The organism is Rhizobium sp. BIGb0125 (assembly GCF_024810055.1).
Taxonomy (GTDB): domain Bacteria; phylum Pseudomonadota; class Alphaproteobacteria; order Rhizobiales; family Rhizobiaceae; genus Agrobacterium.
This window is the reverse complement of record NZ_JANUDV010000002.1, coordinates 394,845-421,290: the sequence shown is the minus strand read 5'-3', so window position 1 is coordinate 421,290 and position 26,446 is coordinate 394,845. Positions and strand designations below refer to the sequence as shown.

Below are 26,446 nucleotides of genomic sequence, written 5' to 3'. Positions count from 1 at the left end.
TTGCGAAATAAGTGCTGAACTTGACGATTGCAATCCTACCGGAGGATTTTACCGCCCTTAGCCACCGGTCAAACGCTTGCGGTGCAGTTCTTCTGCATTCGGCAGTGCCTTGTCAGGCAGGCCGAAAATCTGGCCGGGTTCAATCAGGTCGGGGTTTTTGATCTGGTCCTGGTTGGCAAGGTAGATCGTGGTGTAACGAACGCCCTGTCCGTAAACGCGGCGGGAGATCTGCCACAGCGTATCACCACGGCGAATGATGACGGCATTTTCATTATGGGCAAGCGGTGCCTGCTCAAATGTCTTGGGGCCTTCATTGCTCTGTGGAACCGGCTCGGAGGTCAGTTCGGCAATGCGGGCGGCAAGGCCTTCAAGAGCATTGCCGACGGCTCTTACGTCATTCGGCAGCTTGTCGAGAACAGCAGCAATCTCGCTGGCGCGGTTTGCCGTTGTACCAACAAAGGCTGCAAAACCTGCTTCTGCAGAGGCGGCCGCACGGAACTCCGACAGGGACTTCAGTGCAAACGAGGTGGCGGAACGTGCGGCAACCATCTGTTCCATCTGCGGTGTCTTGCCGTCAGCATATAGTGCCTGCAACAGACCGAATGCCTTGGCGACTTCTTCGCGCAGGTTCTTGAACACCGAAACATCGCTGAGTGGGCTTTCGGCAGCGGCTGTGCTGGTGGCCGCAGCAGCGCCGGGCTGTACCGTTACGGCAACCTGTTCGCCTGCCGGGCGTGCAAATGGAACATTGACGCGCACCAAAACCTTGCCGGTGCTGTCAAGCATTTCGGTGCTGACGGTGTGGTTGCCTACGCTGAGATCAATCGTGCCTTCAACGACAAAGCTGCCAGACGCCAGCGTGGTTGTGGTGCCAATTTCCTTGTCATCCACCAGTGCGCGGATGGTAGAATCGGCAGGAGCCGAACCGGCAACGAAAATCTTGTCGCCTTCGAATTCAACTGCGGTGACCTGAATGGCTGCCTTCTCGCTTGTGCCTGCATCGGTTGGCGCTGTTCCGTTAATTGCAGGTGGCTGTGCTGCAACTTCGTCGGAGCCGGCAGGAAGACCGGGCAGGGCCGCGGTTTCAGCTGGTGTTACCGCTTCGCCCGTGGCAGGGGTGGCCGGTACGTTTGCTGCCGGTGTCTGCTCCGGCAGTGTCAGCAAGCGGCTTGCTTCGCCTGGCTTGGTGACCATGGCCAGCAGGTTACCTGCCTTGTCTTTCGGAACAGAGACCGTGGCGATTTCATCAGACTGCAGAACCTTTCCGTCCTTGTCTGTGCTGCGCAGGATCAGTTGATGGTCGCCAGGAGGCAGCGGATTGTCGAGAACGGCCGCAAAGTCTCCGCTCTGCCCGATGTCGGCCTTGGAGATGACCTGACCATTGTTGAGAATTTCGAGTACCGAACCGACCTTGGCCTTGCCGGCGATAACGGCAGAGCCATCCGGCTCAACGCGCAGCACGTCAAACACCGGAAGGTCATTGGAAGACTGCTGGTTATCTGCCGGTGCCGCAGCAGGGGCAGATGCCGGCGCGACAGGTGCGCCATCATCGGTACCTGCAAAAATACCAGCCAGACGGCCGATCTGTGCGGCAGCATCCTTGGCGCTTACTGGCAGTTGACGCAGGAACGTGCCAGCACGCTCGGCTGCTGCACGCGCCGTGGTGATCAGTTTGGATGTCGTGTCATCCAGCGTTTCGGGAATATCGACGTCAGACAACTCCTTGAGAGCAGCCTCAACCTTGGTGCGGGCTGTGGCGTAGTCTGCATCAGATGGGATGGCGCCATTGGCAAACAGGCCGGTCATCTGGTTGATAGAATCCGTTGCAGAGGCCGCAAGGCGTGCAACCTTGTCGGCAACCTTGGAGGTTTCTTCTGCTGCATCGTTAAGAATATCGGACGCACTCTGGCCGCCCAATTCGACGGCATCCTTGACGGCAGTGCCCGCATTGTTGATGGCATCGCCAATCGGCTTGCCGTCCTGCGATATCCGTGGAAGCACAAAGAACACCATGAGCAACGTCGCTACCGCGAGCACGATAAGCGCCAGTAGGCCGGCCCGTTTGTTTTTCATCCTTTGAGTCTCCGGATATGTCTCTTTTCTATCAATCGGAATTGCTAGCTTTTTCCACCCCTATACACAAGCGTTTGCAAGGGAAAACAGCGTTTTCGGGTAATTCATTCACCCATATTTTCTTGACGGATGACGAAAGGCATTGTTCCTTCGGTCCATGACCAGTGAAAAACATTCGATTCGATCCATTTGCGTATATTGCGGCTCTCAACCCGGTCGTGATCCGGCCTATATGGAAGCCGGTCGCGCGCTTGGAAAAGCTATAGCCGACAACGGTCTTCGCCTCGTTTATGGCGGCGGCACAAAGGGCATCATGGGCGCCGTTGCAAGCGGCGTACTCTCCAATGGTGGCGAAGTGACCGGTATCATACCGGAGTTTCTTGTCGACATGGAGGCGACCCGCCATTCTCTCGGACAATTGAACGAGTTGATCGTCACCAAGGACATGCATGAACGCAAACACAAGATGTTTGAACGTTCAGACGCGTTCGTCACCTTGCCGGGCGGTGTTGGCACTTTGGAAGAGATCGTGGAGATCATGACCTGGGCGCAACTTGGCCGTCACGCCAAACCGATGGTCTTTGCCAATATCAACGGTTTCTGGAATCCGATGCTGGAGCTTATTCGCCACATGCGCGACGAAGGGTTCATTCACCGGGCCCATATGCTGAACCCGCTGGTGATTGACGAAATCAAGGATATCGTTCCGGCTATCATTGAACGGGCAACGGCACAGGCCAATCCGGATGGCGATAGCTCGGTTATCTCCCAGCTATAACAAGCACTGTACAAAAATGACTTTCCTGCCTTGTTGAAGACAGGAAAGTCTCATGCTTTAGCGGCCTTTGAGCTGCCGCAGCATGGCGAATGTATAAATCACCAATGCAGTCCAGATCAGGCAGAACGACACCAGTTTGGCCGTGCTGAAATGTTCGTTGAACAGGAACACCGCAATCAGGAAGACGATGGTCGGCGCGATATATTGCATAATGCCGATGGTCGAAAGCTGCAGCAGCTTGGCGCCATTGCCGTAAAGCATCAGCGGTATGGCCGTCACGGCACCAGCAACCAGAAGCAGTATGGTGTCACTGGAGCTATCGGCCAGGAAATGGCCGCCGCCTGTCACGCCAAGATAGATCATGTAGCCAATGGCAGCCGGGCTGAGCAGCAGAACCTCGAGCAAAAAGCCCTGATTGGCGCCAACCGGCAGGGTCTTGCGGAAGAAGCCGTAAAAACCCCAAGAACATGTCAGGCCAAGCGCGACCCACGGCATGGTGCCAGCATCCCAGGTCAGGATGACGACGGCGACCGCGGCAAGAGAAATGGCCGCGATTTGCAGGGGAAGCAGACGTTCTTTCAGCAGCACCGCACCGAGAAAGATACTGAACAGCGGATTGATGAAGTAACCAAGGGCCGCATCGATCGCGTGGCCGGCACCAATCGCCCAGACATAAATGCCCCAGTTGATGGTGATCAGCGTTGCCGTCATGCAGGCAAGCAGAATGGTGCGCGGCGACCGAAAGGCCGCCTTGAGGTCCTTGGTCTGGCCCAGCACAATCAGCACGACGGCCGCAATGGGAATGGACCAGAGAACCCGGTGGGCCAGCACTTCTGCTGGTGAGATATGCGCCACTGCCTTGATGTAGAGCGGCAAAATACCCCACAGAAGATAGGCGCTCAGCGCAAGGCTGAATCCGCGCGTGCTTTCGCTGCGTGGTGCAGCGGGGGTGATGCGTTCGATTTCCATTGGGGTTTCCTGCCGGATTTTTTTATTGAGAACGCAATAGTCCAGTCCGGCAGAATAAGCCAATTCATTTCAGTGAACCATCGATCAGCAAAGCTTCACCGTGCTGACGGACGCTCAGGCCGTTATTTGCCGGCAAATTGGTCAAGGGCGCGGATGGTGCGATCCAGAATGCCCGGTTCTGACAGGGCGTGTCCCGCACCTTCGATGACATGAAGCTCCGCCTTCGGCCATGCCTTTGCCAGTTGCCAGGCATATTTCAGCGGGCAGGGCATGTCGTAACGGCCATGTGCGATGACGCCGGGAATGTCTTTGAGCTTGTGGGCATTACGCAACAACTGCTCTTCTTCAAGCCAGCAGTTGTTGACGAAATAGTGGTTCTCCAGGCGGGCAAAGGCGATGGCAAATGTATCGTCACCATGTTTGGCCAGAAGATCGTCGCTGGGCAGCAGGCATATGGTGGCACCTTCCCACTGGCTCCAGGCCTTGGCGCATTCCAGCTTCTTAGCCTCGTCGTCGCCAGTCAGGTAACGATGATAGGCCAGCATCAGGTCGCCACGTTCATGTTCCGGAATGGGTGCAATGAATTTTTCCCAGCGATCGGGATACATCTCCGAGACGCCGAACTGATAATACCAATCCATCTCCGGCTTGGTTACAGTGTAGATGCCACGCAGGACCAATTCACTAACGCGGTCTGGATGGGTTTCGGCATAGGCGAGCGCCAGTGTCGAGCCCCATGAGCCACCGACCACCAGCCATGTATCGACACCGACCATCGCACGCAGACGCTCGATGTCATCAACAAGGTGCCAGGTCGTATTGGCTTCCAGATGGGCGTGTGGCGTGGAGCGGCCACAGCCGCGCTGGTCAAACAGAATGACATCGTAGAGCGCCGGGTCGAAGATACGCCGCTGCATGGCGTTGACGCCGCCGCCTGGGCCGCCATGCAGGAACACCGCCGGTTTCGCGCCCGGTGTGCCGACCCGTTCCCAGTAGATCGTATGCCCGTCACCGACATCCAGCATGCCCGTCGCATAGGGCTCGATCTCGGGATAGAGGGTACGAAGGTCATTGCTCATGCTTGGTCCTCTGGTGGCCAGACTGCTGTGTCATGGTCGGGATGCTGGAAAGAAATGATGGTGGCTTCATCCACACTCTGCTGGACCGACGGTTTTTCAAAAAGTTGGTCGATCCATGGCATGCGATGTTCGAAATTGACCTGAACCTGCGGTTCCAGCACCTCTGGCGTGTCGAACGCGCCGATGGCCAGTTCTACACCGCCGGGGTAATGATAGGTCAGGGGCGTGCCGCATTTTTCGCAGAAGCCACGGTGGATTTTGGCAGAAGACCGGAACAGCTTTGGCTGCCCACGTGTCCATGTCAGGTGGGCCTGATCGGCGCTGACAAGAGCACCGAAAAAATTGCCGAACTGTTTCTGGCACATGCGGCAATGGCAGATCGATGGTCGTCCGATCTTGCCCGCATGAAACCGCACTGCGCCACACTGGCAGCCACCGGAAAATCCGCTCTCTTGCATGATGCGCCTTTGCTTACTTCAGGACTACATAGGTCATGACCGCACCAATCACGATCACAATCAAAGCGCCCTTGGCAATTAACCCATAGAGCAGCCATGTGGGCATTTTCATGCGTGGATCTTGCGTGGTCATGCTTTTGTGTCTGGCCAATTTGTCGTGTCGTGATCAGGGTGTTGGTAAGAGGTCAGATTGACCAGATAATCCACAGAGGTCAAATCTTCCTCGGTCGCAACGGCAGGCAGGCTGTGCAGATCGTCCACAAAGCCAACCTTGTTTTCGACACCCCACTGGATAACAGGCGGCAGCAGGGACGGATTGTCGAAGGCACCAGCGGCAATGGCGATGCCATCAGGCGCTTCGTAGGTTAGGGGTGTGCCGCAGTCGGCACAAAATCCGCGCTTCACCACATCTGATGACTCGAACCGTTTCGGTTCACCTCGCGTCCAGGTGAAGTTCGCTTTTCGCACCGACACCAGCGGCGCATAATAAGCGCCAAATGCCTTCTGGCACATGCGGCAATGGCAGATGGAACTGTCTTTCAGGTCACCATCGGCACGAAAACGTATCGCGCCACACTGGCATCCACCGGTGTAAATCGTCATGACTGGCTTCCTTCTATCATCCGCAAAACACGAAGACTAACATTGTCGATATCTTGCAGGACATCGTTGTTCCAGAAACGCAGGACGGTCGATCCGTGTTGCAGTTTAAGTTTCCTATATTACTGATCATCGCCCCTCAGAGCGATGATCTATTGAAGATAGAGCCGGACAGGGAAGGCGCTGTTACCGCTTCAATTCCCAGGTCGTCACCCGTTCGCCGGTTTCCTTGTCCTTGCCGTCCTTGAGCTGAATGCCCTTTTCAGCAAGCTCGTCACGAATGCGATCCGCTTCAGTAAAGTTCTTGGCTTTCAGCATTTCAAGGCGCAGTTCCACCAGCGAATCGATAGCCGCAGCAACGGCTTCATCCACTTCCGCCTTCTTTGGTAAGACACCGAGAAGGGCCGCACTGGCAGCAAAGACCGCCATCTTGGACGGGTCGGCGTTGGCGGCCTGCGCCAACGCATGCAACGCCTGAATGGCAGCAACCGTATTCAGGTCATCGGCAAGCGCATCCAGAACCGTTGTGTCAGGTGTGGCATCGCCCGGCTCAGCCGCTGGCCACTTCGCCAGCAACCGTTCGGCCTCTTCCAGTCGCTTGACGGAGAAGTCGATCGGCTCGCGGTAATGGGTCATCAGCATGGCGAGGCGCAAAACCTCGCCCGGCCACTGCCGCTCGCCAAAGCGGTCGGTATGCAGCAATTCGTAGATGGTGAAGAAGTTGCCGTCCGATTTGGACATCTTGCGGCCTTCAACCTGCACGAAGCCGTTATGCATCCACAGATTGGCCATGACATGCGTGCCATGCGCACAACGCGACTGGGCGATCTCGTTTTCATGGTGCGGGAAAATCAGGTCGAGACCGCCGCCGTGAATATCGAAAACGTCGCCGAGGTAACGGCCGGACATTGCCGAGCACTCAATGTGCCAGCCCGGACGACCACGACCCCACGGGCTTTCCCAGCCAGGTTCGTTATCGTTGGACAGCTTCCACAAAACGAAATCGGACGGATGTTTTTTGTGAGCATCGACGGCAACGCGGGCGCCAGCCTGCTGCTCATCCAGCGGTCGCTTGGACAACTGACCGTAATCGCTCATCGAATGGGTGTCGAAAAGTACTTCACCGCTAGCATTGTAGGCATGGCCACGGGCAATCAGCTTTTCGATGATATCGATCATCTGGGCGATATTGTCGGTCGCACGCGGCTCGATGGTGGGCTCGAGATTGCCAAGTGCAGCAACATCCTGATGGAACTGCTCTGCGGTCTTCTGGGTAACCGCATGAATGGCGTCATTGAGCGGCAGGTGAGGGTAGTCACGCAATGCACGCGCATTGATCTTGTCGTCGACGTCGGTGATGTTGCGGGCATAGGTGACATGGCCTTCACCATAAACATGGCGCAGCACACGGAAGAGCACGTCAAACACGATTACTGGCCGCGCATTGCCAATGTGGGCAAAGTCATACACGGTTGGGCCGCAGACATACATGCGCACGTTCTGTTCATCGATAGGCGCAAATGCAGCCTTTTCGCGGGTCAGGGTATTGTAAAATTTCAGGTTCATTTCAATTTCTCCCGAACAGAACCGTAACGGGCGCGGGCGCGTTTGTCATCTTGCCGTTGAGAAGATGCGAAACAGCCGGGCCGGTTTGGAGACTAGATAACGTGCTTTGAGTGACGTGACTGTGCAGGTGCCTGCACAAAATGCGCTTAGCGGTCTGAACAGGAACATCGTGCGCCGCGAACATCAAGAATGATCTTCGGGTCGATGTCGCAAACCGTATCAAAACCATGGTTGAAGGGCGCCATTTTCATGGTCAGCCTTATGGCGCGCCCGATAGATTTGGTCAAGAGCCTGCAACCTTGCTGCGGTGTCATGCCTCCCGGAACAGGTCTCCACTTGGGAGGCATGTTTGGCAGGTCTTATTCCGGCAGATGGTAGTCCAGGAACTTGTTGTCACGCACAGAAAACAGCTTGCCTGTTTCGGTCTGTTCAGGTGCCAGCAAGGGCAGCAGGGTCTTTGCAACATCGGACGGTGTCGGCAGCGTCGACGGATCTTCGCCCGGAACCGCCTGCGCGCGCATGGCAGTGCGTGTCGCACCGGGATTGACGCAGTTGATGCGCAGCGCAGTCTTCTGCGTTTCTGCAGCCCATGTGCGGCCAAGCGCTTCGACGGCAGCCTTGGAGGCGGAATAGGCGCTCCAGAACGGGCGACAGGAATGGGCAACGCCCGACGACAGCAGGATGGCGCGTCCAGCATCAGATTTGATGAGCAGCGGCTCCACCGAACGGATCAGACGCCAGGTCGAGGTGACGTTGATGTTCATGACCTTTTCGAAGACTTTCGCCTCGATATGGCCGATGGGGGAAATCACACCTAGCACACCGGCATTGGCTACCAGAATATCAAGCTTGCCCCAGCGTTCGTTAATGGAGGCGCCAAGACCATCGATTGCATTCATGTCGGCGAGATCGAACGGCACCAGCGTGGCCGAGCCGCCTGCGGCCTGGATGGCATCGTCCAACTCCTCAAGACCGCCAACCGTACGCGCGCAGGCGATGACGTGTGCGCCAGCTTTTGCCAGTTCCAGTGCGGTGAAGTAGCCGATGCCGCGTGAAGCACCAGTTACCAGTGCGATCCGGCCAGTAAGGTCGATGGTCATGTGTCTCCCCCGAAGAGTAAATCAGTCTGTGACTGCCGTCTTATGAGGAAGCGACATGGGCGGCAATAGGCCAGAAGGTCGCAAAGCAACTGCCACAAACAAAAAGCCCGCGCAGTGGGCGCGGGCTAAAGCTTGGTTTATCAGCCGTTGCTGGCCAGCATCGATATCTTACTGCCCATGGCCTCGCCGTTCTGATCGAGAAGGCGGGTCGGGTAATCACCCGTGAAGTAATGATCGGTGAATTGCGGACGCGCATTGTTGCGGTCCTCACCACCAACGGCGCGGTACAGGCCGTTGATCGACAGGAAGGCCAGCGAATCCACACCGATGAACTTCGCCATGTCCTCGACATTGGCGTACTGGTTTGCCAGCAGTTTGTCGGCGTCAGGCGTGTCGATGCCGTAGAAGTCCGGATGGAAGATCATCGGGCTGGCAACACGGATATGCACTTCCTTGGCACCTGCTTCGCGGATCATCTGGACGATTTTTACAGAGGTCGTGCCACGAACGATGGAATCGTCGACCAGCACAACGCGCTTGCCTTCAATCATTGCGCGGTTGGCAGAGTGCTTCAGCTTGACGCCGAAAGCGCGGATCTGCTGGGTCGGCTCGATGAAGGTACGGCCGACATAGTGGTTACGGATGATGCCGTATTCAAACGGAATGCCACTCTGCTGGGCAAAACCAAGCGCTGCAGGCGTGCCGCCATCCGGGACAGGCACAACGACGTCACCTTCGACCGGCGCTTCCTTGGCCAGGTTCATACCCATGTTCTTGCGGGTGGTGTAAACGTTGCGGCCGCCAACCACGGAGTCAGGGCGTGCAAAATATACATATTCGAACAGGCACAGGCGTTCTGGCTGCGGTTTGCTTGGCTTGCGGGCGTCGATAGTGACCGAACCATCCGGCTGCACTTCGCAAATGATCACTTCGCCGTTTTCAACATCGCGCACGAACTTGGCGCCGATAATGTCGAGCGCACAGGTTTCCGAACAGAAGATCGGCTTGCCGTCCAGTTCACCCATGACCAGCGGGCGGATACCGGTGGGGTCGCGTGCGGCAATCAGCTTGGTGCGTGTCATGGCCAGCATCGAATAACCGCCTTCCATCTGACGGATTGCGTCGATGAAACGGTCGGATGTTGAACTGTGGCGCGAACGGGCGATTAGGTGCAGCACAACTTCGGTATCGGAGGTCGACTGGCAGATTGCGCCAGTAGCGATGATCTGGCGACGCAGGGTCAGGCCGTTGGTGAAGTTGCCGTTATGGGCAATCGAAATGCCGCCTTCTTCCAGTTCGGCAAACAGCGGCTGCACGTTGCGCATCGCCACTTCGCCGGTCGTGGAATAACGAGTGTGACCAATGGCGATATGGCCGGGCAGGCGGGAGAGGGTTGCAGGGTCGGTATAATGATCACCGACCAGACCCATGTGGCGTTCCTGATGGAAGCGCTTGCCGTCGAAGGAAACGATACCGGCGGCTTCCTGTCCACGATGCTGCAAGGCATGCAGGCCAAGAGCGGTCAGCGTAGCTGCGTCCTCATGCCCCAAAATGCCAAACACGCCACACTCTTCATGCAGCGTGTCGCCATCGATAACATCTTTGATCGTGGAATGCGAAAGCGGCTGGTTCATGCGTCTTGCCTTTGCTCCCTACAGTACCGTGCTTCATGTCATCAAGCGTTCGAGGTACTGTAATATTTTGATCTTCGCCCAACCTTCAAATAGTCGTGGATTTGAAAGTCATGCGCCCAAAAAACAAAGACCTGACCGGTGAAATCTTTCTCCGGGAAGGTCCGTTACTGCTCTATTGAAAAAACCATACCACATGTAAGGCGTCTTGCGTATCACGCAAGACGCAACACAGTGTCAATTGTTTGTTGCCGGTGCGTTGGTTGCAGGGGCCTCTTCAGAAGGCGCCTGTTCCGTCGTCGCGTCCTGATTACGGCCCATGATGCGGTCTAGAACTTCGGGCTCGATGTTGCTTGGCAGCACAGCTTCCAGCTTCTGCACCAGCATGTCGAGGAATGGCTTGGACTTGGCCTGGGTCATCCATGTCGGCTGGATCTTGACGTCAACCAGCCAGTTCCAGAATGCCAGTGCAACGACCAGCAGCAGAAGGCCGCGGGCCACACCGAACAGGAAGCCAAGCGTGCGGTCCAGCGCGCCGATGCGGCTGTCGATGATGAAGTCGGCAATCTTGGACGTGATGAACGAAATAACGATCAGCGCAACAAGAAAGACCACACCTGCCGAACCGGCAATCGCGATGCGGTGGTCATTGGTGTAGTTGTTGGCGTAAGGCACCAGAACCGGGTAGAGATAGTAGGCGGCAGCAGCCGAACCAACCCAGCTTGCTATGGACAGAACTTCGCGGGAAAAACCGCGCACCATGGCCAGAACGGCTGAGAAAAGTACAACGGCGAGAACAATACCGTCGAAAATCGTGATGGGCATATACCAGCTCCAAAGGTCGCGGGGCTTTATCAAAGCACCGTCTTGCCTGTTTGCGATCCTCTTACACCACAGGCTTAGCCAGCGAAAGGATCAATATTCATCTTCCTCAACCTGTTTGAAGCGGTTGGCGGAACCTGCGATGCGCGCAACGAGATCCGGCAGGCTTTCAATTTCTGCCCATCGGCCGTTGCCGGTTTTAGGCAATTCCGCCGATGCTGTCGGAAGCAGTGCCTGGGTAAAGCCCAGTTTTTCCGCTTCCTTTAACCGCTGCACCGTGTGCGAAACGGGTCTTACCGCTCCTGACAGGCTGACTTCGCCGAAATAAACACAATCGGCCGGAAGGGCAAGACCGGCAAGCGACGAAACCAGTGCGGAAGCCACAGCCATGTCGGCGGCCGGTTCCGAGATGCGGTAACCGCCAGCGACATTCAGGTACACATCGTGCTGACCAAGTCGCACCCCGCAATGGGCTTCCAGCACCGCCAATATCATCGCAAGGCGTGACGAATCCCAACCGACTACGGCGCGGCGCGGGGTGCCGAGAGACGTGGCTGCCACCAGCGCCTGCACTTCAACCAGTACAGGGCGGGTGCCTTCCATGCCGGCAAAAACCGCAGCGCCCGGGGCTTTTGCGTTGCGTTCACCCAGAAAAAGCTCGGATGGATTGGAAACTTCCCGCAGGCCCTTGTCGGACATTTCGAACACGCCGATTTCATCCGTTGGTCCGAAACGGTTCTTCACCGTCCGCAGGATTCGGTAGTGGTGACCGCGGTCGCCCTCAAAATAAAGCACCGCATCCACCATGTGTTCAACAACACGCGGACCGGCAATCTGGCCTTCCTTGGTCACATGGCCAACAAGCACCATGGCGGCACCGGTCTGTTTGGCAAAACGGATCATCGCCTGTACGCCGGTACGCACTTGGGTGACTGTACCGGGTGCCGAATCGGCCGTGTCGCTCCACAGGGTTTGGATAGAATCGATAATCACCAGATCCGGGCGCTTGCCTTCGGAAATGGTTGCCAGAATATCTTCGACATTTGTTTCTGCCGCCAGCAGCACGTCGGTTTGTGCCGCGCCCAGACGCTGCGCACGCAGACGAACCTGTGCCACGGCCTCTTCACCCGAGACATAAATAATACGCTGGCCACGTCGCGACAGGGCTGCGGCGGCCTGCATCAGCAGCGTCGATTTGCCGATACCGGGATCGCCACCGATCAACACTGCCGAGCCACGGACGAAACCGCCACCGGTTGCGCGGTCCAACTCGTCCATGCCGGTTGCAATGCGCGGCGCTTCTTCGGATTCCCCTGATAGTGCCGTCAAAGCGACCGGACGACCTTTCTTGGGTGTTTTGCCGGGCCCTGAGCCGATGCCACCCATCAGGTCATCTTCAATGATGGTGTTCCACTCACCGCAACCTTCACACTTGCCAACCCAGCGGGTGTGCACCGTGCCACAGTTCTGGCACACGAATTGGGTTTTGGTCTTGGCCATGCGGTTGTGGCTCCCGGCAGTATCTTGAATGAGAACAAATAAAGAACTTAATGCCGGGATAAACGCCTGCCGTCGGCTTTGCAAGCCTGTTGTTTAAAGGCGGTGCGGTTTTAATTATTCGCCGTCGAACAAATACTGCCGCTCATAACGCAGACCAAGGCCGGTCAGCATTTCATAGCCGATGGTTCCTGCCGCACGCGCGACCTCATCCACCGGTACATTGGGGCCGAACAGTTCAATGTAATCTCCAGCGCGCACGGCATTTTCGGGCACATCGGTGACATCGAAAATGGTGAGGTCCATGGTCACGCGACCGGCAACCGGGACCCGGTGGCCGTTGATGAAACCATAGGCGCCGCCATAACCCATTTCCCTCAAAGGAATGCCGGAACCGGAAAGCGAACGCTGATAACCGTCGGCATAACCGACTGATGCTATGGCAAGGCGGCTGGCGCGCTTGAGCAGGAAAGTGCCACCGTAGCTGACGGTCTGTCCTTCACCGGCTTCACGCACCTGAATGATGCGCGCTTCCGCCTTGGCGACCGGGCGCATCGGATTATCCACGTCATTGACGGCTTCGCCGCCGTAAAGCGCGATGCCGGGACGGGTCAGATCGAAGTGATAGTCTGGACCCAAAAATATTCCAGCAGAAGCTGAAAGGCTTGATTCGACACCTTCGAAAGCAGCGCTAACCTTACGGAATGATTCAAGCTGTGCCTTGTTCATGGCGGAAGAGGGCGTGTCCGCCGATGCTAGGTGCGATAGCACGAGAACCGGGTCGAAGCTGGCTGGTCGCGAGATATCGTCGGCCAGAAACAGTGCCTCATCCAGCGGCAATCCAAGACGGTTGAAGCCGGTATCGACATGAAGGGCGAATGGATGATCACCCCGTTCGGCGAGCGTCGACATCCAAAAAGCCAACTGCTCTTCCGACGCGACGACAGGCACAAGATCATTGTTGAAGAAATGCGCTTCCTGTCCTGGCCAGATGCCTGACAGCACGAAGATACGTGCTTCCGGAGCGTGCGGACGCAGTGTCACGCCTTCGGCAACGGTTGCCACGAAAAAGTCCCGTGCCCCGGCATGGTACAGCGTGGTGCCGCAATCTTCGATACCCATGCCATAGGCGTCAGCCTTGACCACGGCGGCGGTCCGCGCCTTGCCGGAGCGTTTTTTCATGTCGCGCCAGTTATCCGCCAGTGCACCGAGATCAACAGTCAGCCGCAGCGGCGCATGCTCGAATTCGTCATAATCGGAAAGGCTATCGTCGAAATCGGTCATGCTGTCTCGCAATGCTGCTCAAAAACTATTTGAGCCAAAGCCTATCACTTTTGTTCAAGACGGTAATGACGGATTGCTTTATTCTTTCACTATGCACAGCGTTTCGCAGAAACAGGCCCTTGACGATATGCCGCTTGCCACGACGGAAACCACGCGTTTCTGGCGCGACAGGCGGTTCCAGCATATGGAGTGCCTGAGCGCGACTTTCCTGACGCATGAATATTCCCCGCACGCGCATGAGACCTTCAGCATTGGCGCCATCGAATCCGGCTCGCAGATATCGACGATCAATGGCACCCGAGAGCAGACTGGTCCCGGCAATCTTTACCTGATCAATCCCGGCCAGATCCATGATGGTGCACCGGGAGGTGAAGGTTATCGCTACCGGATGATCTATCCCGACATGGAGTTGTTGCAGGAGGTGATTGAGGACGTGACGGGCAGGGCGTTTCATGGCACGCCGTCTTTCCCGCGCTTTTTGCCAAAAGACCCGCAAATGGCTGCCGCGTTCCAGATTGCCCATCAGCGACTCGAGCAGAAGTCCGGTGCGCTGGAGGCCGATGAAGGTATGTTCAGCGTACTGGCAGAACTATTTCGTCGCCACGGCAGCACGATCATCCTGCCGGTGGAAACGCGCGAACGTACAGCGGTTTACCGGGTAAGGGATTATCTCACCGACAATTGCGAGATCGACATCGGGTTGGAACAACTAGCGGCCATTGCCGGGCTCAGCCGCGCGCATTTGATCCGGGCGTTTCGCAAGGAATTCTACATCACGCCGCACGCCTATCTGACGGATGTGCGTATTCGCAAGGCGCGTCGTTTGCTGCGGTTGGGTGATAATCCCGCCTCTGTAGCACTGGAATGCGGATTTGCCGATCAGGCGCATTTCACTCGCCACTTCAAGGCGCGCACCGGCATTACACCGGGTCAGTTCCGCGCTGCCTGAGACCAAATCGTCTGGCAACGGTTCCGTGGTGTTCTCTGTCCCCATCACTTTTGTTCAAGACGCACCCATCATCCTTCTCTACCTGCCATCTCCCAGGATATCGGAGATGGTGATGGCAAAGATAGTGAAGTCGGGTGACGTGCTGGCGGGGTTGCGGGCCGCAGCGCCGCTTTTGGTGGCGATGGTACCGATTGGCGTGGTGTTTGGTGCGGTCGCGGTTTCAAAGGGTCTGTCGGCACTCGAGGCCTGCCTGATGTCGCTGTTTGTCTTTGCCGGCGGCTCGCAGTTCGTTGCAATGGATTTATGGACCCATCCGGCAAGCTGGGTGGCGCTCGGTTTTGCCGCTCTGTTGGTCAATCTGCGCCACGTGCTGATGAGTGCGTCCATCGCCTCGAAGCTGGATGGGTTCAACGGCTGGCGTAAATATGCCGCCATGCTGGTACTGACGGACGAATCCTGGGCGTTGTCAGAATTCCGTGCGATGAAGGCTAGGCTGACACCGGCTTTTTTTGCCAGTGCTGCGCTGTCGATCTACGCCGTCTGGAATGTCTCGACACTCGCCGGCGCCTTGCTTGGCTCGGTCATGGGCGACATGACGGTGATCGGGCTCGACTTTGCCTTTCCCGCCGTGTTCATTGTATTGCTGATGGGGTTCTGGAAGGGCACCGAAACCGGACTTGTGCTGCTGGCCAGTGCATTGACCTCATGGGTGACACACCTCTACATTCCCGGTGCCTGGTACATTGCCACGGGCGCGCTTGCCGGGCTGGCAGTTGCAGCCTTTGGGCGGACGGAAACTTTGCCGGATGAGAACAAGGCTGATGCGGAGCAACCGGCATGAGCCTTGATACATCAACATTTTTTGCCATCCTTGCGATGATGGTGGCAACGGTAAGCACCCGTATGGGCGGTTTGCTGCTGGTCCGCTACACCAATCCCGGCCCACGCATGAAAAAGGCACTGTCATCGGTGCCGCCAGCGGTGCTGATGGCCGTGGTGACGCCAACCGCCTTGTCAACCGGTACGGCGGAAAGCATTGCCTGTCTGGTAACGGCCGTTGCCGCACTTCGCCTGTCACTTTTGCCTGCAGCTTTTGCTGGCGTGGCAACGGTCGCAGTCCTGCGTTCAATCGGTTTTTGAAAACCCCGCCTGAGGCTGCTGCGGGTTGAAATACCCGCCCGCGACCTTTACTGCGGTTATTCACCTTGAGTTGTCTCAACCTGGGGAGTGCCGTTTATGCGGAATAATTACAGCGCTGCAATCGGGCCGCTTCTTCGCATTTATGCTGACTACTGGAAGAATGCCCGGCTGTCGATTTCCCTTCTAGTCTTGACCATCCTTGCCGGATCGATGCTGGCTGTCACCGGTCCTTATGTCTTTTCCCGACTGGTGGACGATCTTCCGGCTACGCCGGTGCGCTGGATGCTGGCCTTTACCTTTTATGCGCTGCTGACAGCCGGTGCCATGGGCGTGCAGCGCTGCACGCAATATATGGCCGTCATTCATTCCGAACGGCTGGATTACATCGCTGCGACCGGTTTCTTCGAGCGTATCATCAACAAACCGCCATCGTTTTTTACCGATCACAATCCGACCGAAATCCAGGCGGCGCAAACGCAAGGCGCATCGGCAACATCCATCTTCATGCAGATGATGTTCATTTCGTTTTTGCCTGGTATTTCGGCTTTCCTGTTTGCAACGCTGATGCTGGGTGCGGTCATCAGTTTTGATGTGCTGCTGATCGTATGTCTCTATGGTGCGATCTTTATCGGCCTGACACTCGTCTCCAACCGTATCACCGGTCCTTATCTCGAAAAGGCCATTGATGCCGGACAGCAGAATGCCGGCTTTGTCGGTAATGCCATCAGCATGATCGAACCTTTGCGGCACACCGACAGTACGGAATGGATGAAGGCACGCTTTGCCGAAAGTGCAGGTTCGATCTACGACAATTGGCGGCTGTATTCGCTGCGTCGTATCGTGTTCGTGGCAATGATTTCGCTGGCGTTGGCTCTGCAATTCATCATCACCTTCTACCTGCTTTTGCCACGCTATGAGCAAGGGCAACTGTCCGTGGGTGACATCGTGCTGTTCAACATGCTGTTGTTGCAGCTGAATGTGCCGTTTGAACTGATTGGCCAGTCGATCAATGAAACAGTAAGGGCGCTTGCCCGTTTTGCGCCCTTTGCCCGCATGTGGAATGCACCGGAAGAGCAAAGGGCGGGCGGGGAGGCCGGACTGGTTCTGTCGCAGGGCGTAATCGAATTTGAGGATGTCGGTTTCCGCTATGAAAATGGACGCGGTGTTGAAAATGTCTCGTTCCGTGCTTCGCCCGGACGGCTCACCTTTATCACCGGCGAAACCGGTTCGGGAAAATCGACCCTGTTCAAGCTGCTGCAAAAAACCATGCTGCCGCAAAAGGGGCATATCCGTATCGATGGCCGCGATATTGGAACGATCGACCGAGATGACTGGTTTTCAGCGGTCGGTATCGTTCCGCAGGAAGTGCAACTGCTCAATGATACTCTCACCGCCAACATTGTTCTGGGACGTCCCTATGACGAAGTGCGGCTGCGCCGTTCAACCGAGCGTGCGGCGATCCTTGAGCGTATCGAGGCCATGCCACAAAAGTTCGAAACCAGGGTGGGTGAGCGTGGCTTGAAGCTGTCAGGAGGGGAGCGCCAGCGCATTGCCATTGCCCGGGCGCTTTATGCAGAGCCGGTCATTCTGTTGCTGGATGAGGCAAGCTCTGCCCTTGATGATGAAACCGAACGCGAGATCATGGACCAGTTGCGCAGGGTCGATGCCGACATGACCATCATTGCGATCACACATCGCCAAAGCAGTATCCGGCCACAGGATCAGGTCATCGCTTTGCCCTCAGGCGTTAAAGCAGAATGAGAGCGTGTTCCCCGATATTCGGAATCAGTTTCTGAGAGCGCCAGCTCAAGACATTGAAAACAAATCGCCCCGCTGAAAAGCGGGGCGTTTGGTATCAGTGTTCTTCGTATTGGCTGAAGGATGGGTCGGCCAAATCCGCAAAGCGGGTGAATTCCGACTGGAAGGCGAGTTTAACAGTGCCGGTCGGTCCATGACGCTGCTTGGCAATAATCACGTCAGCCGTGCCCTTCACCTTGTCGAACAGTGCTTCCCACTCCGCATATTTCGGATCATCCGGATCACGCGGTTCCATGTTCTTGACGTAATATTCCTCACGGAACACGAACAGCACAACGTCAGCGTCCTGCTCGATCGAACCAGATTCACGAAGGTCAGAGAGCTGCGGCCGTTTGTCTTCGCGGCTTTCCACCTGACGGGACAGCTGTGACAGCGCGATGATCGGAACGTTCAGTTCCTTGCCCAGCGCCTTCAGGCCCGTGGTGATCTGGGTGATTTCCTGCACGCGGTTTTCACCGCTTTTGCCGGAGCCGGTCATCAGCTGAATATAGTCGACTACCAGGCAATCAAGGCCGCGCTGGCGCTTGAGGCGACGCGCACGTGCCGACAGCTGGGCAATGGAGATACCACCGGTCTGGTCGATATAAAGCGGAACCTTTTGCATCATCTGGCTGCAGGCAACCAGCTTTTCGAAATCGGCTTCGGTGATTTCACCACGGCGGATTTTTGAGGATGACACTTCTGTCTGCTCGGAAATGATACGGGTTGCCAGCTGTTCGGACGACATTTCGAGTGAGTAGAAACCGACGACGCCGCCGTTCTTGGCCTTGAAGGAGCCATCCGGCTGGATTTCCTGCTCGTAGGCAGCGGCGATATTGTAGGCAATGTTGGTGGCAAGCGAGGTCTTGCCCATACCCGGACGACCCGCAAGCACGATAAGGTCAGAACGCTGCAAACCGCCCATACGGCCATCCAGCGAGTGGATGCCAGTGGAAATGCCCGACAGGTTGCCGTCACGTTCAAACGCCTGGCCCGCCATGTCGATGGCCAGCGATACCGCGTCATTGAATGACTGGAAGCCACCGTCATAACGGCCGGTTTCCGCCAGCTCGAACAGGCGGCGCTCGGTGTCTTCAATCTGAGTCTGCGGTGGCATGTCGAGCGGCGCGTCGTAGGCAATGTTGACGACATCCTCACCAATCTGGATCAGCGCGCGGCGCAGCGCCAGATCATAGATCGCGCGGCCGTAGTCTTCCGCGTTGATGATGGTCACGGCTTCGGCAGCAAGACGTGCGAGGTACTGCGCGACGGTCAGATCACCCACCTTGTCATCAGACGGTAGAAAGGTCTTGATCGTGACCGGGTTGGCGGTCTTGCCCATGCGGATGATGTCACCCGCGACTTCGAAGATCTTGCGGTGCAGCGGTTCATACAGATGAACCGGCTTCAGAAAGTCCGAAACGCGATAATAGGCGTCATTATTGACGAGAATAGCACCCAGAAGGGCCTGTTCGGCTTCAATGTTGTTTGGCGCTTCGCGGTAATGCGGTTCGGCCGGGGAGACCGGGGCGATCTTTCGTGCTGCATCATTCATTGTCTAATGGTCTCCCTGTATCTGCGTCTCATGTGCGCTAACACAGCCGTCCGAAAACCGGGGTGCGGGTTTCGGAAAGCAGCAGACGCAAATGCATTAATTATCGCGTTGGTACATCCAGCTTGGCACACACGCTCACTTAACGATGTGGCGGTACCGGCCGGGACAGTCAATGACATAGTTGCAACACTGCCAAACAGCCGCATTTCAGGGGGATTTGGGCGATCACATTTTATGTTGTCCCCATCAATCCACAGCCCTTTCGGCGTTGAGTGCAAAACCCCAAAACGAATCAAACCGCGTCAGCCTTGAATTTATGGCATGGCTGCCACGTCAGCAAAGCATCTTGAAAATCGTCAGTATCACGTATAAATAGGCAATAAATAAGTAGTATGCTAATTATAAGGAAGTCATATCGTGTCGCGACAAACCGACAAGGAGCAACTGCTGGATGAAATGTCATCCTTCAATCGCAAGCTCAGGACGTTTTTCGATGCGCGGGTAGGCGAGCAGGGGCTGACACTGGCGCGGACGCGGGTGCTTTTTGCTCTGTCGCGCCGCGGATCATTGACCCAGAAGCAGCTTGCCGAAGAGCTTGAAATTGAAACGCCTACTCTGGTGCGCGTTCTCGATGGTATGGAAAAACAGAACCTCATCGAGCGCCGTGAAGAAGCCGGCGACAGGCGCGCCAAGCGCATTCACATGACACCGGAAGGCGAGGCGACTGCCGCCACGGTCAATGCAACGGCTGCGGATCTGCGCAAGCGAATTACCACTGACATTTCTTCTGAAGATATTGCCACCACGCTTAAAGTCGTGCGTAGTCTTATCAGCAATATTCAGGCTCTTTCTTCAGGTGAGGAAGACAGATGAGCACGCGCGGTACATTGTCTGCACAGGCTGAGGATGAGGCATCGCCCGCAATTGCGGATCAACAGGTCGTGGTCGAAGAGCCACCACCTGCAGCACCCGCTCAACCACCTGAGAAATCCCTACCGGAAAAATTGATCTATATCGCCGCTGGCCTGCTGTTTTTCGTTACGCAGGGTCTGGGCATGAATATCGTCACGGCCAACATGTATCAGCTGCAGGGCGAGTTTTCAGCTACGGTTGCCGAAGTCGTCTGGCTGTCTGCTGCCTATATGGCGCCCTATGCCAGCCTGTCGATCGCGCTGTTCAAGATTAGGGCACAATATGGTCTGCGTCCCTTTGCCGAACTGAGCATTATTCTGTTCGTCGTGGCGTCCTGTCTCAACCTGTTTGTCACAGACCTGCACTCGGCAATTGTTGTTCGTTTCGTGAGCGGCATGGCGGCAGCACCGCTATCTTCGCTCGGCTTTCTCTATATTCTTGAAGCCTATCCGGCGCACCGAAAATTGTCTTTCGGTCTCTGCACGGCGCTCACTGGCACGCTGTTGTCTGCCCCTATTGCCCGCATCATCTCTCCCTCACTGATGGAGATCGATGGCTGGCGATCGCTTTATACGATGGAACTCGGCGTGGCGCTGATTGCGCTGCCAGCCATCTACCTCCTGCCTCTAACAGCACCACCGCGCGCCAAGATTCTCGAGCGTGTCGACGTGTTGAGCTATCTCTTTCTGGCTACAGGCCTTGGCTGTCTGGCCTTCTTCTTCTCGCTTGGCCGGTTTTACTGGTGGCTGGAAGCAAGCTGGCTAGGTCTGTTGCTTGCGGCTGCCGTCGTCTGCCTGACCTGCATGGCCTTCATCGAATTGCACCGCAAGAATCCAATGATTGACTTGCGCTGGATATTCTCGCGCCAGAACCTGCATATTGCCGCTGTTCTGATCATCTTTCGTGCCGTGACCTCAGAACAGTCGACCACGGCCGTCAGCTTCTACCAGCAGCTGGGCATCATGAATGACCAGACGGTGACCCTCTATGGCATCATTCTGCTGGCAACGATCCTTGGTGGCGCGTTCTGTGCCTTTCTGATGGTAACGAAATATGTTGATACAGCCCACGTCATTGCGCTCAGCCTGATTGCGATTGGTGCTTTTCTGGATAGCCAGGCGACCAACCTGACCCGGCCGGAACAGATGTATTTCAGCCAGGCGATGATTGCGGGAGGTGCTGCGATGTTCTTGCCGCCTGTCATGGCCAAGGGATTTGCCAGCGCCATGGCCAAGGGCTTGCCCTATCTCGTCAACTTCATCGCCATCTTCCTGTTCACGCAGATCAGTGGCTCTTTGATGATGACGGCGGCACTCGGCAGCTTCGTGACGATCCGTGAGAAATTCCATTCAAATATTCTGTCGGAACATATCGTCCTGACTGATCCGAATGTTGCGCTGAGAATATCGCAGCTTGCCTCGTCATACGGCAAAGTCATTACCGACAAGACACTGCTCAACGCCGAAGGCGTATCGATGCTGGCACAGCAGGTAACGCGCGAGGCCTATGTGCTGGCCTATGCCGATACCTTCCTGCTCATTTCCATGGTGACCGCCGCCGCGCTGGTCATGCTTCTCATCCACCTGGCGTGGAACAGGATCAAGCCCACGCTGATGCCTGCTGAACCCGCCGCGGCACCCCAGAACTCATAACGCCAGAATTCATAACGAACGAGTCAGAAAATGCTCAAGAAAATATTCACCCCGGTTTCCCTTATCGTCCTCATGGCTGGTCTGGCTGGTCTCGGCATGGTGCTTTATGCATGGCGCCTGCCACCTTTTTCCAGCTCCGTGGAAATGACTGACAATGCCTATGTCCGTGGTTATGTCACGCTGCTCAGCCCGCAGGTCAGCGGTTACATCGTTGATGTGCCCGTGAAGGACTATCAGGACGTCAAGCAGGGCGACATTCTGGCCCGCGTCGATGACCGCAGCTACGTGCAGAAACTGGCGCAGGCAAAGGCGACACTGGACGGCCAGAAGGCATCCCTTGCCAATTCCGACCAGAAGGAAAATGCCGCTCGCGCCAATATCTCTTCCAGCGAAGCGTCGATTGAAAGTGCGCAGGCCGCGCTCAAGCAGGCACAGCTGGCTTCCGACCGGCAGGACAATCTGACCAAGAGCGGTGTTGGCACATCCAGCACGCAGGAAGAGGCGCATGCCACGCTTGAAAAGGCCAAGGCGGCGTTGTTGCAGGCCAAGGCAGCACTCGAGGTTTCCAATCAGGATCTGCAGACCATCATCGTCAACAGGGGATCGCTTGAAGCGGCTGTTGCAAGCGCCGAAGCCAGTGTCCAGCTGGCAGAGATCGATCTCGGCAACACTGTCATTCGCGCGCCGCGTGACGGCAAAGTCGGTGAAGTTGGCGCACGGCTTGGCCAGTATGTCACGGCAGGCACACAGTTGATGGCGGTGGTGCCAACCGACGTCTGGGTCATCGCCAACTTCAAGGAAACCCAGCTTGCCGGCATGCAGGTGGGGCAACCGGTTTCGATTTCCGTTGATGCCATGCAGCGCAGGGAAATTCGTGGGCATGTCGAGCGTTTCTCGCCCGCTGCCGGTTCGGAATTCTCTGTTATCAAGCCTGATAATGCGACGGGTAACTTCGTGAAGATTGCCCAACGCATCGGTGTGCGTGTGGCGATTGATCCCGGCCAGGATATGACTTCTGAGCTGTCACCGGGCATGTCTGTCGTGGTGCGAGTGGACAAGAGCAAGGCTCCGGAAGCCGTTCACAGCGTCTCCAACTAAGTGGAGGAAGGTCTTGCCGCTCCCCGCCGGGGAGTGGCTGCTGCGATCATCACGCAAACGATCGCATACTCTCTGTGCCCGAGTAACGATCGGTTACCGCAGGTACCCAAGAACGACAAAACCCCGGATGTTGCCATCCGGGGTTTCTTTTTCAGCCCTGGGGCTGAAATTCTTATTCGTTGTCGAAGTCGCCTTCGGCCTCTGGATCGAAGAAGTCTTCTGGACGCAGAGCATCTTCGTCAACGCCGTAGATAGCGTCAGCAGAGGTGAGGCTTTCGCCCTTTGCCTGACGTTCAGCTTCTTCAGCAGAACGAGCAACGTTCAGTTCAACCGAGATTTCAACTTCGGAATGCAGGTGCAGGAGAACGTTGTGAATGCCGATGGTCTTGATCGGTGTGTTCAGCTCAACCTGGTTACGGCCAACGGTGAAGCCTTCTGCAGACAGGATTTCAGCAACGTCGCGAGCAGCAACAGAACCGTACAGCTGGCCGGTTTCGCCTGCGGAGCGAACGACGATGAAGGACTTGCCTTCGAGTGCTGCTGCAACCTTGTCGGCTTCAGACTTGCGCTCGAGGTTACGAGCTTCGAGCGTTGCACGCTCAGAGTCGAAACGGGTCTTGTTGGCAGCGTTGGCGCGCAGAGCCTTGCCCTGTGGCAGCAGGAAGTTACGTGCGTAACCGTCGCGAACCTTGACGATTTCGCCCATCTGGCCGAGCTTGTTGATGCGTTCGAGAAGAATGACTTCCATCTTCTTGATCCTTTCTTGTTTTAATTGTTGGTTTCGTTCGTTGTGTCTGTTTTCCGCATCGGCGTGAGAGAAATCGTGCTGCGCACGTCGCTCATGCCGATAACGAGAATGATGAGCAGCGGCAACATGAATACCGCCGATAGATAAGCAAGCAGTAGAACCGGCAGACGCCAGTCCTTGCCGCGTGTCCGGTAATGCAGCGACGCATAACCCGACATCAGGAAACCTGCGCCGAATGTTCCTGCGATAACAGCACCACACATGGCAATGACACCGCCAAGGAAGGTTGCGACAATACCGGCAAGGAACACGAATACCGCGTTGCGATGCATGCGAAGCGCTGCCGGAATGTCCTCACGTGGGCGAAGGCCCTTGCCGAAAGAACCAACCAGGCGGCTGGCAAAATAATAGGCTGCAAACAGCAGGATAACCCAGAGAGCACCCTGCATGATTGGCAGCATCAGCACCATCAGAGACTTCGTCTGGGCAAGCGCCAACTGGTCAGGGGAGAAGGATGGTTCCTGCGCCGTGACCGACGACATCATCAGGTCAACCATCTGCGACACCAGTTCCGGACCGTAACCGATGATCGCGCCGAGAATGATAACGGCAATACTGATGGCGATGCACAGATGCAGGATGATGCCGGACAGTGGGTACCAGGCAAGCAGGTCTTCAGGACCGCCGATTTCCGATGCCGGACGCGCCAGATTAGCGTGGTGCGAAATCCAGGCAGCAGGTACCAGCGTGAAGATTGCCAAACTCAGCACAGCTAACATCGGAGCCATCAGTGACCCGACAACGCAAGCGGTAATAACGGCGATAATGGCGGCGCGATTGCCCCAGCCGAGACCGGCAATGAAAACAGGCATGGCGGAGGCGGCGTAAAGCAGGAATGCTAAAGACGGCTGTCTGCTTGCGCCCAGTGTCAGAAACACGGCGGCAATACCGGCAAGAATACCGGAAATCAGCACTGTCTGGTTCAACTTTATCACGTCGCTGTCCTGCTTCTATAGCAGTTAGAGGACCGTCTTTAAAAACGTCGTCCCCAACATGGGTTTTATGTCTGGTATCGATCCGCGCCCAACGCGGAAGGAATTCGAAGCTGCGACCGACTGTTTAAAAGTCAGTTGCTCTGTAGAAAAGCGAGGCCGCACAGGGTGCAGCCTCGCCTTAATTCATTACGCTACAACGTATGGCAGCAGGCCGAGGAAGCGTGCACGCTTGATCGCCTGAGCGAGTTCGCGCTGCTTCTTCTGGGAAACGGCTGTGATACGGGAAGGAACGATCTTGCCGCGCTCGGAAATGTAGCGCTGCAGAAGACGGATGTCCTTGTAGTCGATCTTCGGAGCGTTAGCGCCGGAGAATGGGCACGTCTTGCGACGGCGGTGGAACGGGCGGCGTGCCTGAGAAGATGATGCGTCAGCCATTGTTTTTCTCCTTAACGCTTATGCACGGTCTGTGCGCGGACGGGGAGCGCGTTCGAAGCCGCCTTCACGCGGGCCACGATCAGAACGCTCTGGACGGTCGCCATCACGACGTGGACGGTCGTCACGGTCGCGCTTCTGCATCATAGCAGACGGGCCTTCCTCGTGAGCTTCAACAGCGATGGTCATGTAACGAAGAACGTCTTCGTTGATGCGCATCTGACGCTCTACTTCGTGGATAGCTGCTGCTGGTGCATCGATGTCCATCAGGGCGTAATGAGCCTTGCGGTTCTTCTTGATGCGGTATGTCAGGGACTTGAGGCCCCAGTTCTCGACTCGGCCAATCTTGCCGCCGAACGATTCGATAACGCCCTTGTACTGTTCTACGAGTGCGTCAACCTGCTGGGCGGAAATGTCCTGCCGAGCAAGGAAGATGTGTTCATAAAGAGCCATAATAGCTTGCCTTTCTTGCGTTTTGTTCTCACCCGGTTACGGCGCTAAGCCTCAACGACTGGTCTTGATCGGGGAAAAACCCGTTGCAAGAAAAGTGTTGTTCGAGACGGTCGAGAGCGGAGACACGGGAGGCCGGAAAAACCTTATGGTTCCTGCTGTTTCGAAAACGAAACCAGCCCTCCGTTCAGCCACCAGCCAGTAAGACCGGATGTTGCGAACAGCGCGCTTATACGCATTTCTGGCCGTATTGCAAGACTTCGCAGCAAAAAGGCGGTGCGGAAGTGTCTTTAAGACGGTGGGTTCAACGTGAGGTCTTCAACTTTCCATGCTTGAAGTCTTCTTTTACGAACGTGGTGACGTCTGCTTTTTCCATTTGCGCAGGCGACTACGGGCGTTGGCGTAGGGTGACGCCGTATTGAACTGGATCATGCGACCCAGGCTCCATTTGCCGTACCATGGGCGGCCATACAAGGCGCCATCATCCAGCGAGTGAACGAGAGACATCAACTCTTGATGTGTGGTTTCAAAGCGCAGCAGCAATTGCACATAGGATAGAGAATCATAGTCACGGTAGAACTTGGCTGCGAGTTTGCCGAGTTCATTCCATTTATATCCGGTTTCCGGAAAATCGGGTTCTTCACCGGCAGTACGTAACCTGTTCCATTTGAGAACCAGCTCACCCCAGCCGGTCAGATAGGCCACCAGATCTTTCACGCTCATGGTCGTGCCCTTGGCGTGGCCTTCCATATCGGTCGTGGTCGCCAAGGTCTCAGGTAGAGAAGCAAGCTCGGTCAGCAGTTTTACAAAACCGCTCTCCATGGCATTTAAAAGCTCTACCTTGGTCTGCGGTACTGCCAT

At 56.3% G+C, this 26,446-nt stretch carries 26 protein-coding genes; 8 read left to right on the top strand and 18 right to left on the bottom strand.

Annotated elements, in window-relative coordinates; translation table 11 throughout:
* Positions 1-57: 57 nt before the first annotated feature.
* Positions 58-2,073, bottom strand: a complete 2,016-nt coding sequence (locus tag M2418_RS06025; RefSeq protein WP_259145461.1) for a LysM peptidoglycan-binding domain-containing protein — start codon at positions 2,071-2,073, stop codon at positions 58-60.
* A gap of 157 nt (positions 2,074-2,230) precedes the next feature.
* Here M2418_RS06025 and M2418_RS06020 point away from each other — a divergent pair, with 157 nt between their 5' ends.
* The gene (locus M2418_RS06020; RefSeq protein ID WP_192487411.1) at positions 2,231-2,851 is read left to right on the top strand and encodes a TIGR00730 family Rossman fold protein; all 621 of its coding nucleotides are present in this window, start codon (positions 2,231-2,233) and stop codon (positions 2,849-2,851) included.
* Positions 2,852-2,908: 57 nt separating this feature from the next.
* On the opposite strand, the gene rarD is transcribed toward M2418_RS06020, so the two are convergent.
* The 11 genes from rarD to alr all read right to left on the bottom strand — a co-directional run bounded on the left by rarD (position 2,909) and on the right by alr (position 13,857).
* On the bottom strand, positions 2,909-3,820 hold the full coding sequence (gene rarD / locus M2418_RS06015) for an EamA family transporter RarD (RefSeq protein ID WP_250982970.1): 912 nt from the start codon (positions 3,818-3,820) through the stop codon (positions 2,909-2,911).
* A gap of 122 nt (positions 3,821-3,942) precedes the next feature.
* A complete protein-coding gene (gene pip, locus M2418_RS06010; RefSeq protein WP_259145459.1) occupies positions 3,943-4,899 on the bottom strand; it encodes a prolyl aminopeptidase in 957 nt (318 codons plus the stop codon).
* On the bottom strand, positions 4,896-5,357 hold the full coding sequence (locus tag M2418_RS06005; protein ID WP_259145458.1) for a GFA family protein: 462 nt from the start codon (positions 5,355-5,357) through the stop codon (positions 4,896-4,898). The genes pip and M2418_RS06005 overlap by 4 nt, the downstream gene beginning before the upstream one ends.
* 129 nt (positions 5,358-5,486) lie before the next feature.
* Positions 5,487-5,960 (bottom strand): GFA family protein, encoded by a 474-nt coding sequence (locus M2418_RS06000; protein WP_259145456.1) that lies wholly within the window; start codon positions 5,958-5,960, stop codon positions 5,487-5,489.
* On the bottom strand, positions 5,957-6,064 hold the full coding sequence (locus M2418_RS25740) for a DUF559 domain-containing protein (protein WP_405049392.1): 108 nt from the start codon (positions 6,062-6,064) through the stop codon (positions 5,957-5,959). Before M2418_RS25740 ends, M2418_RS06000 begins: the two co-directional genes overlap by 4 nt.
* 79 nt (positions 6,065-6,143) lie before the next feature.
* Positions 6,144-7,523 (bottom strand): cysteine--tRNA ligase, encoded by a 1,380-nt coding sequence (cysS, locus tag M2418_RS05995; RefSeq protein ID WP_259145455.1) that lies wholly within the window; start codon positions 7,521-7,523, stop codon positions 6,144-6,146.
* A gap of 359 nt (positions 7,524-7,882) precedes the next feature.
* Positions 7,883-8,623 carry an SDR family NAD(P)-dependent oxidoreductase gene (locus M2418_RS05990; RefSeq protein ID WP_259145452.1) on the bottom strand — a complete coding sequence of 247 codons (741 nt, stop codon included), beginning with the start codon at positions 8,621-8,623 and terminating at the stop codon, positions 7,883-7,885.
* 140 nt (positions 8,624-8,763) lie between these two features.
* Positions 8,764-10,257 (bottom strand): amidophosphoribosyltransferase, encoded by a 1,494-nt coding sequence (gene purF / locus M2418_RS05985; protein WP_259145450.1) that lies wholly within the window; start codon positions 10,255-10,257, stop codon positions 8,764-8,766.
* Between the two features lie 234 nt (positions 10,258-10,491).
* Complete coding sequence (locus M2418_RS05980) at positions 10,492-11,079, bottom strand: CvpA family protein (protein WP_192487419.1); 588 nt, start codon at positions 11,077-11,079, stop codon at positions 10,492-10,494.
* Positions 11,080-11,169: 90 nt separating this feature from the next.
* Positions 11,170-12,576, bottom strand: a complete 1,407-nt coding sequence (gene radA / locus M2418_RS05975; RefSeq protein WP_192487420.1) for a DNA repair protein RadA — start codon at positions 12,574-12,576, stop codon at positions 11,170-11,172.
* Between the two features lie 114 nt (positions 12,577-12,690).
* Positions 12,691-13,857, bottom strand: a complete 1,167-nt coding sequence (gene alr, locus M2418_RS05970; RefSeq protein WP_259145449.1) for an alanine racemase — start codon at positions 13,855-13,857, stop codon at positions 12,691-12,693.
* Positions 13,858-13,984: 127 nt separating this feature from the next.
* On the opposite strand from alr, the gene M2418_RS05965 reads away from it, so the two are divergent.
* From M2418_RS05965 to M2418_RS05950, 4 genes are all read left to right on the top strand, one after another.
* Positions 13,985-14,806, top strand: a complete 822-nt coding sequence (locus M2418_RS05965; protein ID WP_259145898.1) for an AraC family transcriptional regulator — start codon at positions 13,985-13,987, stop codon at positions 14,804-14,806.
* A 112-nt stretch (positions 14,807-14,918) separates the two neighbouring features.
* On the top strand, positions 14,919-15,647 hold the full coding sequence (locus tag M2418_RS05960) for an AzlC family ABC transporter permease (protein ID WP_259145448.1): 729 nt from the start codon (positions 14,919-14,921) through the stop codon (positions 15,645-15,647).
* A complete protein-coding gene (locus M2418_RS05955) occupies positions 15,644-15,946 on the top strand; it encodes an AzlD family protein (protein ID WP_192487423.1) in 303 nt (100 codons plus the stop codon). Before M2418_RS05960 ends, M2418_RS05955 begins: the two co-directional genes overlap by 4 nt.
* A 96-nt stretch (positions 15,947-16,042) precedes the next feature.
* Positions 16,043-17,707 carry an ABC transporter ATP-binding protein gene (locus M2418_RS05950; protein ID WP_259145445.1) on the top strand — a complete coding sequence of 555 codons (1,665 nt, stop codon included), beginning with the start codon at positions 16,043-16,045 and terminating at the stop codon, positions 17,705-17,707.
* A 94-nt stretch (positions 17,708-17,801) separates the two neighbouring features.
* Here M2418_RS05950 and M2418_RS05945 read toward each other — a convergent pair whose 3' ends face one another.
* Positions 17,802-19,298, bottom strand: coding sequence for a replicative DNA helicase (locus tag M2418_RS05945; RefSeq protein ID WP_192487425.1), 1,497 nt, complete (start codon positions 19,296-19,298; stop codon positions 17,802-17,804).
* Between the two features lie 417 nt (positions 19,299-19,715).
* Here M2418_RS05945 and M2418_RS05940 point away from each other — a divergent pair, with 417 nt between their 5' ends.
* From M2418_RS05940 to M2418_RS05930, 3 genes are read left to right on the top strand one after another with little or no spacing between them, the layout of a single operon-like run.
* Positions 19,716-20,171: a MarR family winged helix-turn-helix transcriptional regulator gene (locus M2418_RS05940; protein WP_192487426.1), complete on the top strand. Its 456-nt coding sequence runs from the start codon at positions 19,716-19,718 to the stop codon at positions 20,169-20,171.
* Positions 20,168-21,862 carry an MFS transporter gene (locus M2418_RS05935; RefSeq protein WP_259145444.1) on the top strand — a complete coding sequence of 565 codons (1,695 nt, stop codon included), beginning with the start codon at positions 20,168-20,170 and terminating at the stop codon, positions 21,860-21,862. Before M2418_RS05940 ends, M2418_RS05935 begins: the two co-directional genes overlap by 4 nt.
* 30 nt (positions 21,863-21,892) lie before the next feature.
* Positions 21,893-22,960 carry an HlyD family secretion protein gene (locus M2418_RS05930; protein ID WP_259145443.1) on the top strand — a complete coding sequence of 356 codons (1,068 nt, stop codon included), beginning with the start codon at positions 21,893-21,895 and terminating at the stop codon, positions 22,958-22,960.
* 172 nt (positions 22,961-23,132) lie between these two features.
* Here the strand turns inward: M2418_RS05930 and rplI are convergent, their stop codons facing one another.
* The 5 genes from rplI to M2418_RS05905 form a co-directional block, all read right to left on the bottom strand.
* Positions 23,133-23,708 (bottom strand): 50S ribosomal protein L9, encoded by a 576-nt coding sequence (gene rplI / locus M2418_RS05925; protein WP_192487429.1) that lies wholly within the window; start codon positions 23,706-23,708, stop codon positions 23,133-23,135.
* Positions 23,709-23,728: 20 nt separating this feature from the next.
* The gene (locus M2418_RS05920; RefSeq protein WP_259145442.1) at positions 23,729-24,703 is read right to left on the bottom strand and encodes a DUF2232 domain-containing protein; all 975 of its coding nucleotides are present in this window, start codon (positions 24,701-24,703) and stop codon (positions 23,729-23,731) included.
* Between the two features lie 186 nt (positions 24,704-24,889).
* Positions 24,890-25,138: a 30S ribosomal protein S18 gene (gene rpsR, locus M2418_RS05915; RefSeq protein WP_192487431.1), complete on the bottom strand. Its 249-nt coding sequence runs from the start codon at positions 25,136-25,138 to the stop codon at positions 24,890-24,892.
* 18 nt (positions 25,139-25,156) lie between these two features.
* On the bottom strand, positions 25,157-25,588 hold the full coding sequence (gene rpsF / locus M2418_RS05910; protein ID WP_192487432.1) for a 30S ribosomal protein S6: 432 nt from the start codon (positions 25,586-25,588) through the stop codon (positions 25,157-25,159).
* A 342-nt stretch (positions 25,589-25,930) separates the two neighbouring features.
* Complete coding sequence (locus tag M2418_RS05905) at positions 25,931-26,446, bottom strand: ClbS/DfsB family four-helix bundle protein (RefSeq protein ID WP_259145441.1); 516 nt, start codon at positions 26,444-26,446, stop codon at positions 25,931-25,933.

What these genes read in the sequence shown, in the direction of transcription:
- M2418_RS06020 (WP_192487411.1), top strand. Translation starts at nt 2,231, where the DNA reads ATGACCAGTGAAAAACATTCGATTCGATCCATTTGCGTATATTGCGGC.
- rpsF (WP_192487432.1), bottom strand. Translation starts at nt 25,588, where the DNA reads ATGGCTCTTTATGAACACATCTTCCTTGCTCGGCAGGACATTTCCGCC.
- M2418_RS05990 (WP_259145452.1), bottom strand. Translation starts at nt 8,623, where the DNA reads ATGACCATCGACCTTACTGGCCGGATCGCACTGGTAACTGGTGCTTCA.
- M2418_RS06000 (WP_259145456.1), bottom strand. Translation starts at nt 5,960, where the DNA reads ATGACGATTTACACCGGTGGATGCCAGTGTGGCGCGATACGTTTTCGT.
- M2418_RS05930 (WP_259145443.1), top strand. Translation starts at nt 21,893, where the DNA reads ATGCTCAAGAAAATATTCACCCCGGTTTCCCTTATCGTCCTCATGGCT.
- M2418_RS05935 (WP_259145444.1), top strand. Translation starts at nt 20,168, where the DNA reads ATGAGCACGCGCGGTACATTGTCTGCACAGGCTGAGGATGAGGCATCG.
- rarD (WP_250982970.1), bottom strand. Translation starts at nt 3,820, where the DNA reads ATGGAAATCGAACGCATCACCCCCGCTGCACCACGCAGCGAAAGCACG.
- rplI (WP_192487429.1), bottom strand. Translation starts at nt 23,708, where the DNA reads ATGGAAGTCATTCTTCTCGAACGCATCAACAAGCTCGGCCAGATGGGC.
- M2418_RS05980 (WP_192487419.1), bottom strand. Translation starts at nt 11,079, where the DNA reads ATGCCCATCACGATTTTCGACGGTATTGTTCTCGCCGTTGTACTTTTC.
- purF (WP_259145450.1), bottom strand. Translation starts at nt 10,257, where the DNA reads ATGAACCAGCCGCTTTCGCATTCCACGATCAAAGATGTTATCGATGGC.
- M2418_RS05950 (WP_259145445.1), top strand. Translation starts at nt 16,043, where the DNA reads ATGCGGAATAATTACAGCGCTGCAATCGGGCCGCTTCTTCGCATTTAT.
- M2418_RS05905 (WP_259145441.1), bottom strand. Translation starts at nt 26,446, where the DNA reads ATGGCAGTACCGCAGACCAAGGTAGAGCTTTTAAATGCCATGGAGAGC.
- cysS (WP_259145455.1), bottom strand. Translation starts at nt 7,523, where the DNA reads ATGAACCTGAAATTTTACAATACCCTGACCCGCGAAAAGGCTGCATTT.
- M2418_RS06005 (WP_259145458.1), bottom strand. Translation starts at nt 5,357, where the DNA reads ATGCAAGAGAGCGGATTTTCCGGTGGCTGCCAGTGTGGCGCAGTGCGG.
- pip (WP_259145459.1), bottom strand. Translation starts at nt 4,899, where the DNA reads ATGAGCAATGACCTTCGTACCCTCTATCCCGAGATCGAGCCCTATGCG.
- radA (WP_192487420.1), bottom strand. Translation starts at nt 12,576, where the DNA reads ATGGCCAAGACCAAAACCCAATTCGTGTGCCAGAACTGTGGCACGGTG.
- M2418_RS05960 (WP_259145448.1), top strand. Translation starts at nt 14,919, where the DNA reads ATGGCAAAGATAGTGAAGTCGGGTGACGTGCTGGCGGGGTTGCGGGCC.
- M2418_RS05965 (WP_259145898.1), top strand. Translation starts at nt 13,985, where the DNA reads ATGCCGCTTGCCACGACGGAAACCACGCGTTTCTGGCGCGACAGGCGG.
- alr (WP_259145449.1), bottom strand. Translation starts at nt 13,857, where the DNA reads ATGACCGATTTCGACGATAGCCTTTCCGATTATGACGAATTCGAGCAT.
- rpsR (WP_192487431.1), bottom strand. Translation starts at nt 25,138, where the DNA reads ATGGCTGACGCATCATCTTCTCAGGCACGCCGCCCGTTCCACCGCCGT.
- M2418_RS05955 (WP_192487423.1), top strand. Translation starts at nt 15,644, where the DNA reads ATGAGCCTTGATACATCAACATTTTTTGCCATCCTTGCGATGATGGTG.
- M2418_RS05945 (WP_192487425.1), bottom strand. Translation starts at nt 19,298, where the DNA reads ATGAATGATGCAGCACGAAAGATCGCCCCGGTCTCCCCGGCCGAACCG.
- M2418_RS06025 (WP_259145461.1), bottom strand. Translation starts at nt 2,073, where the DNA reads ATGAAAAACAAACGGGCCGGCCTACTGGCGCTTATCGTGCTCGCGGTA.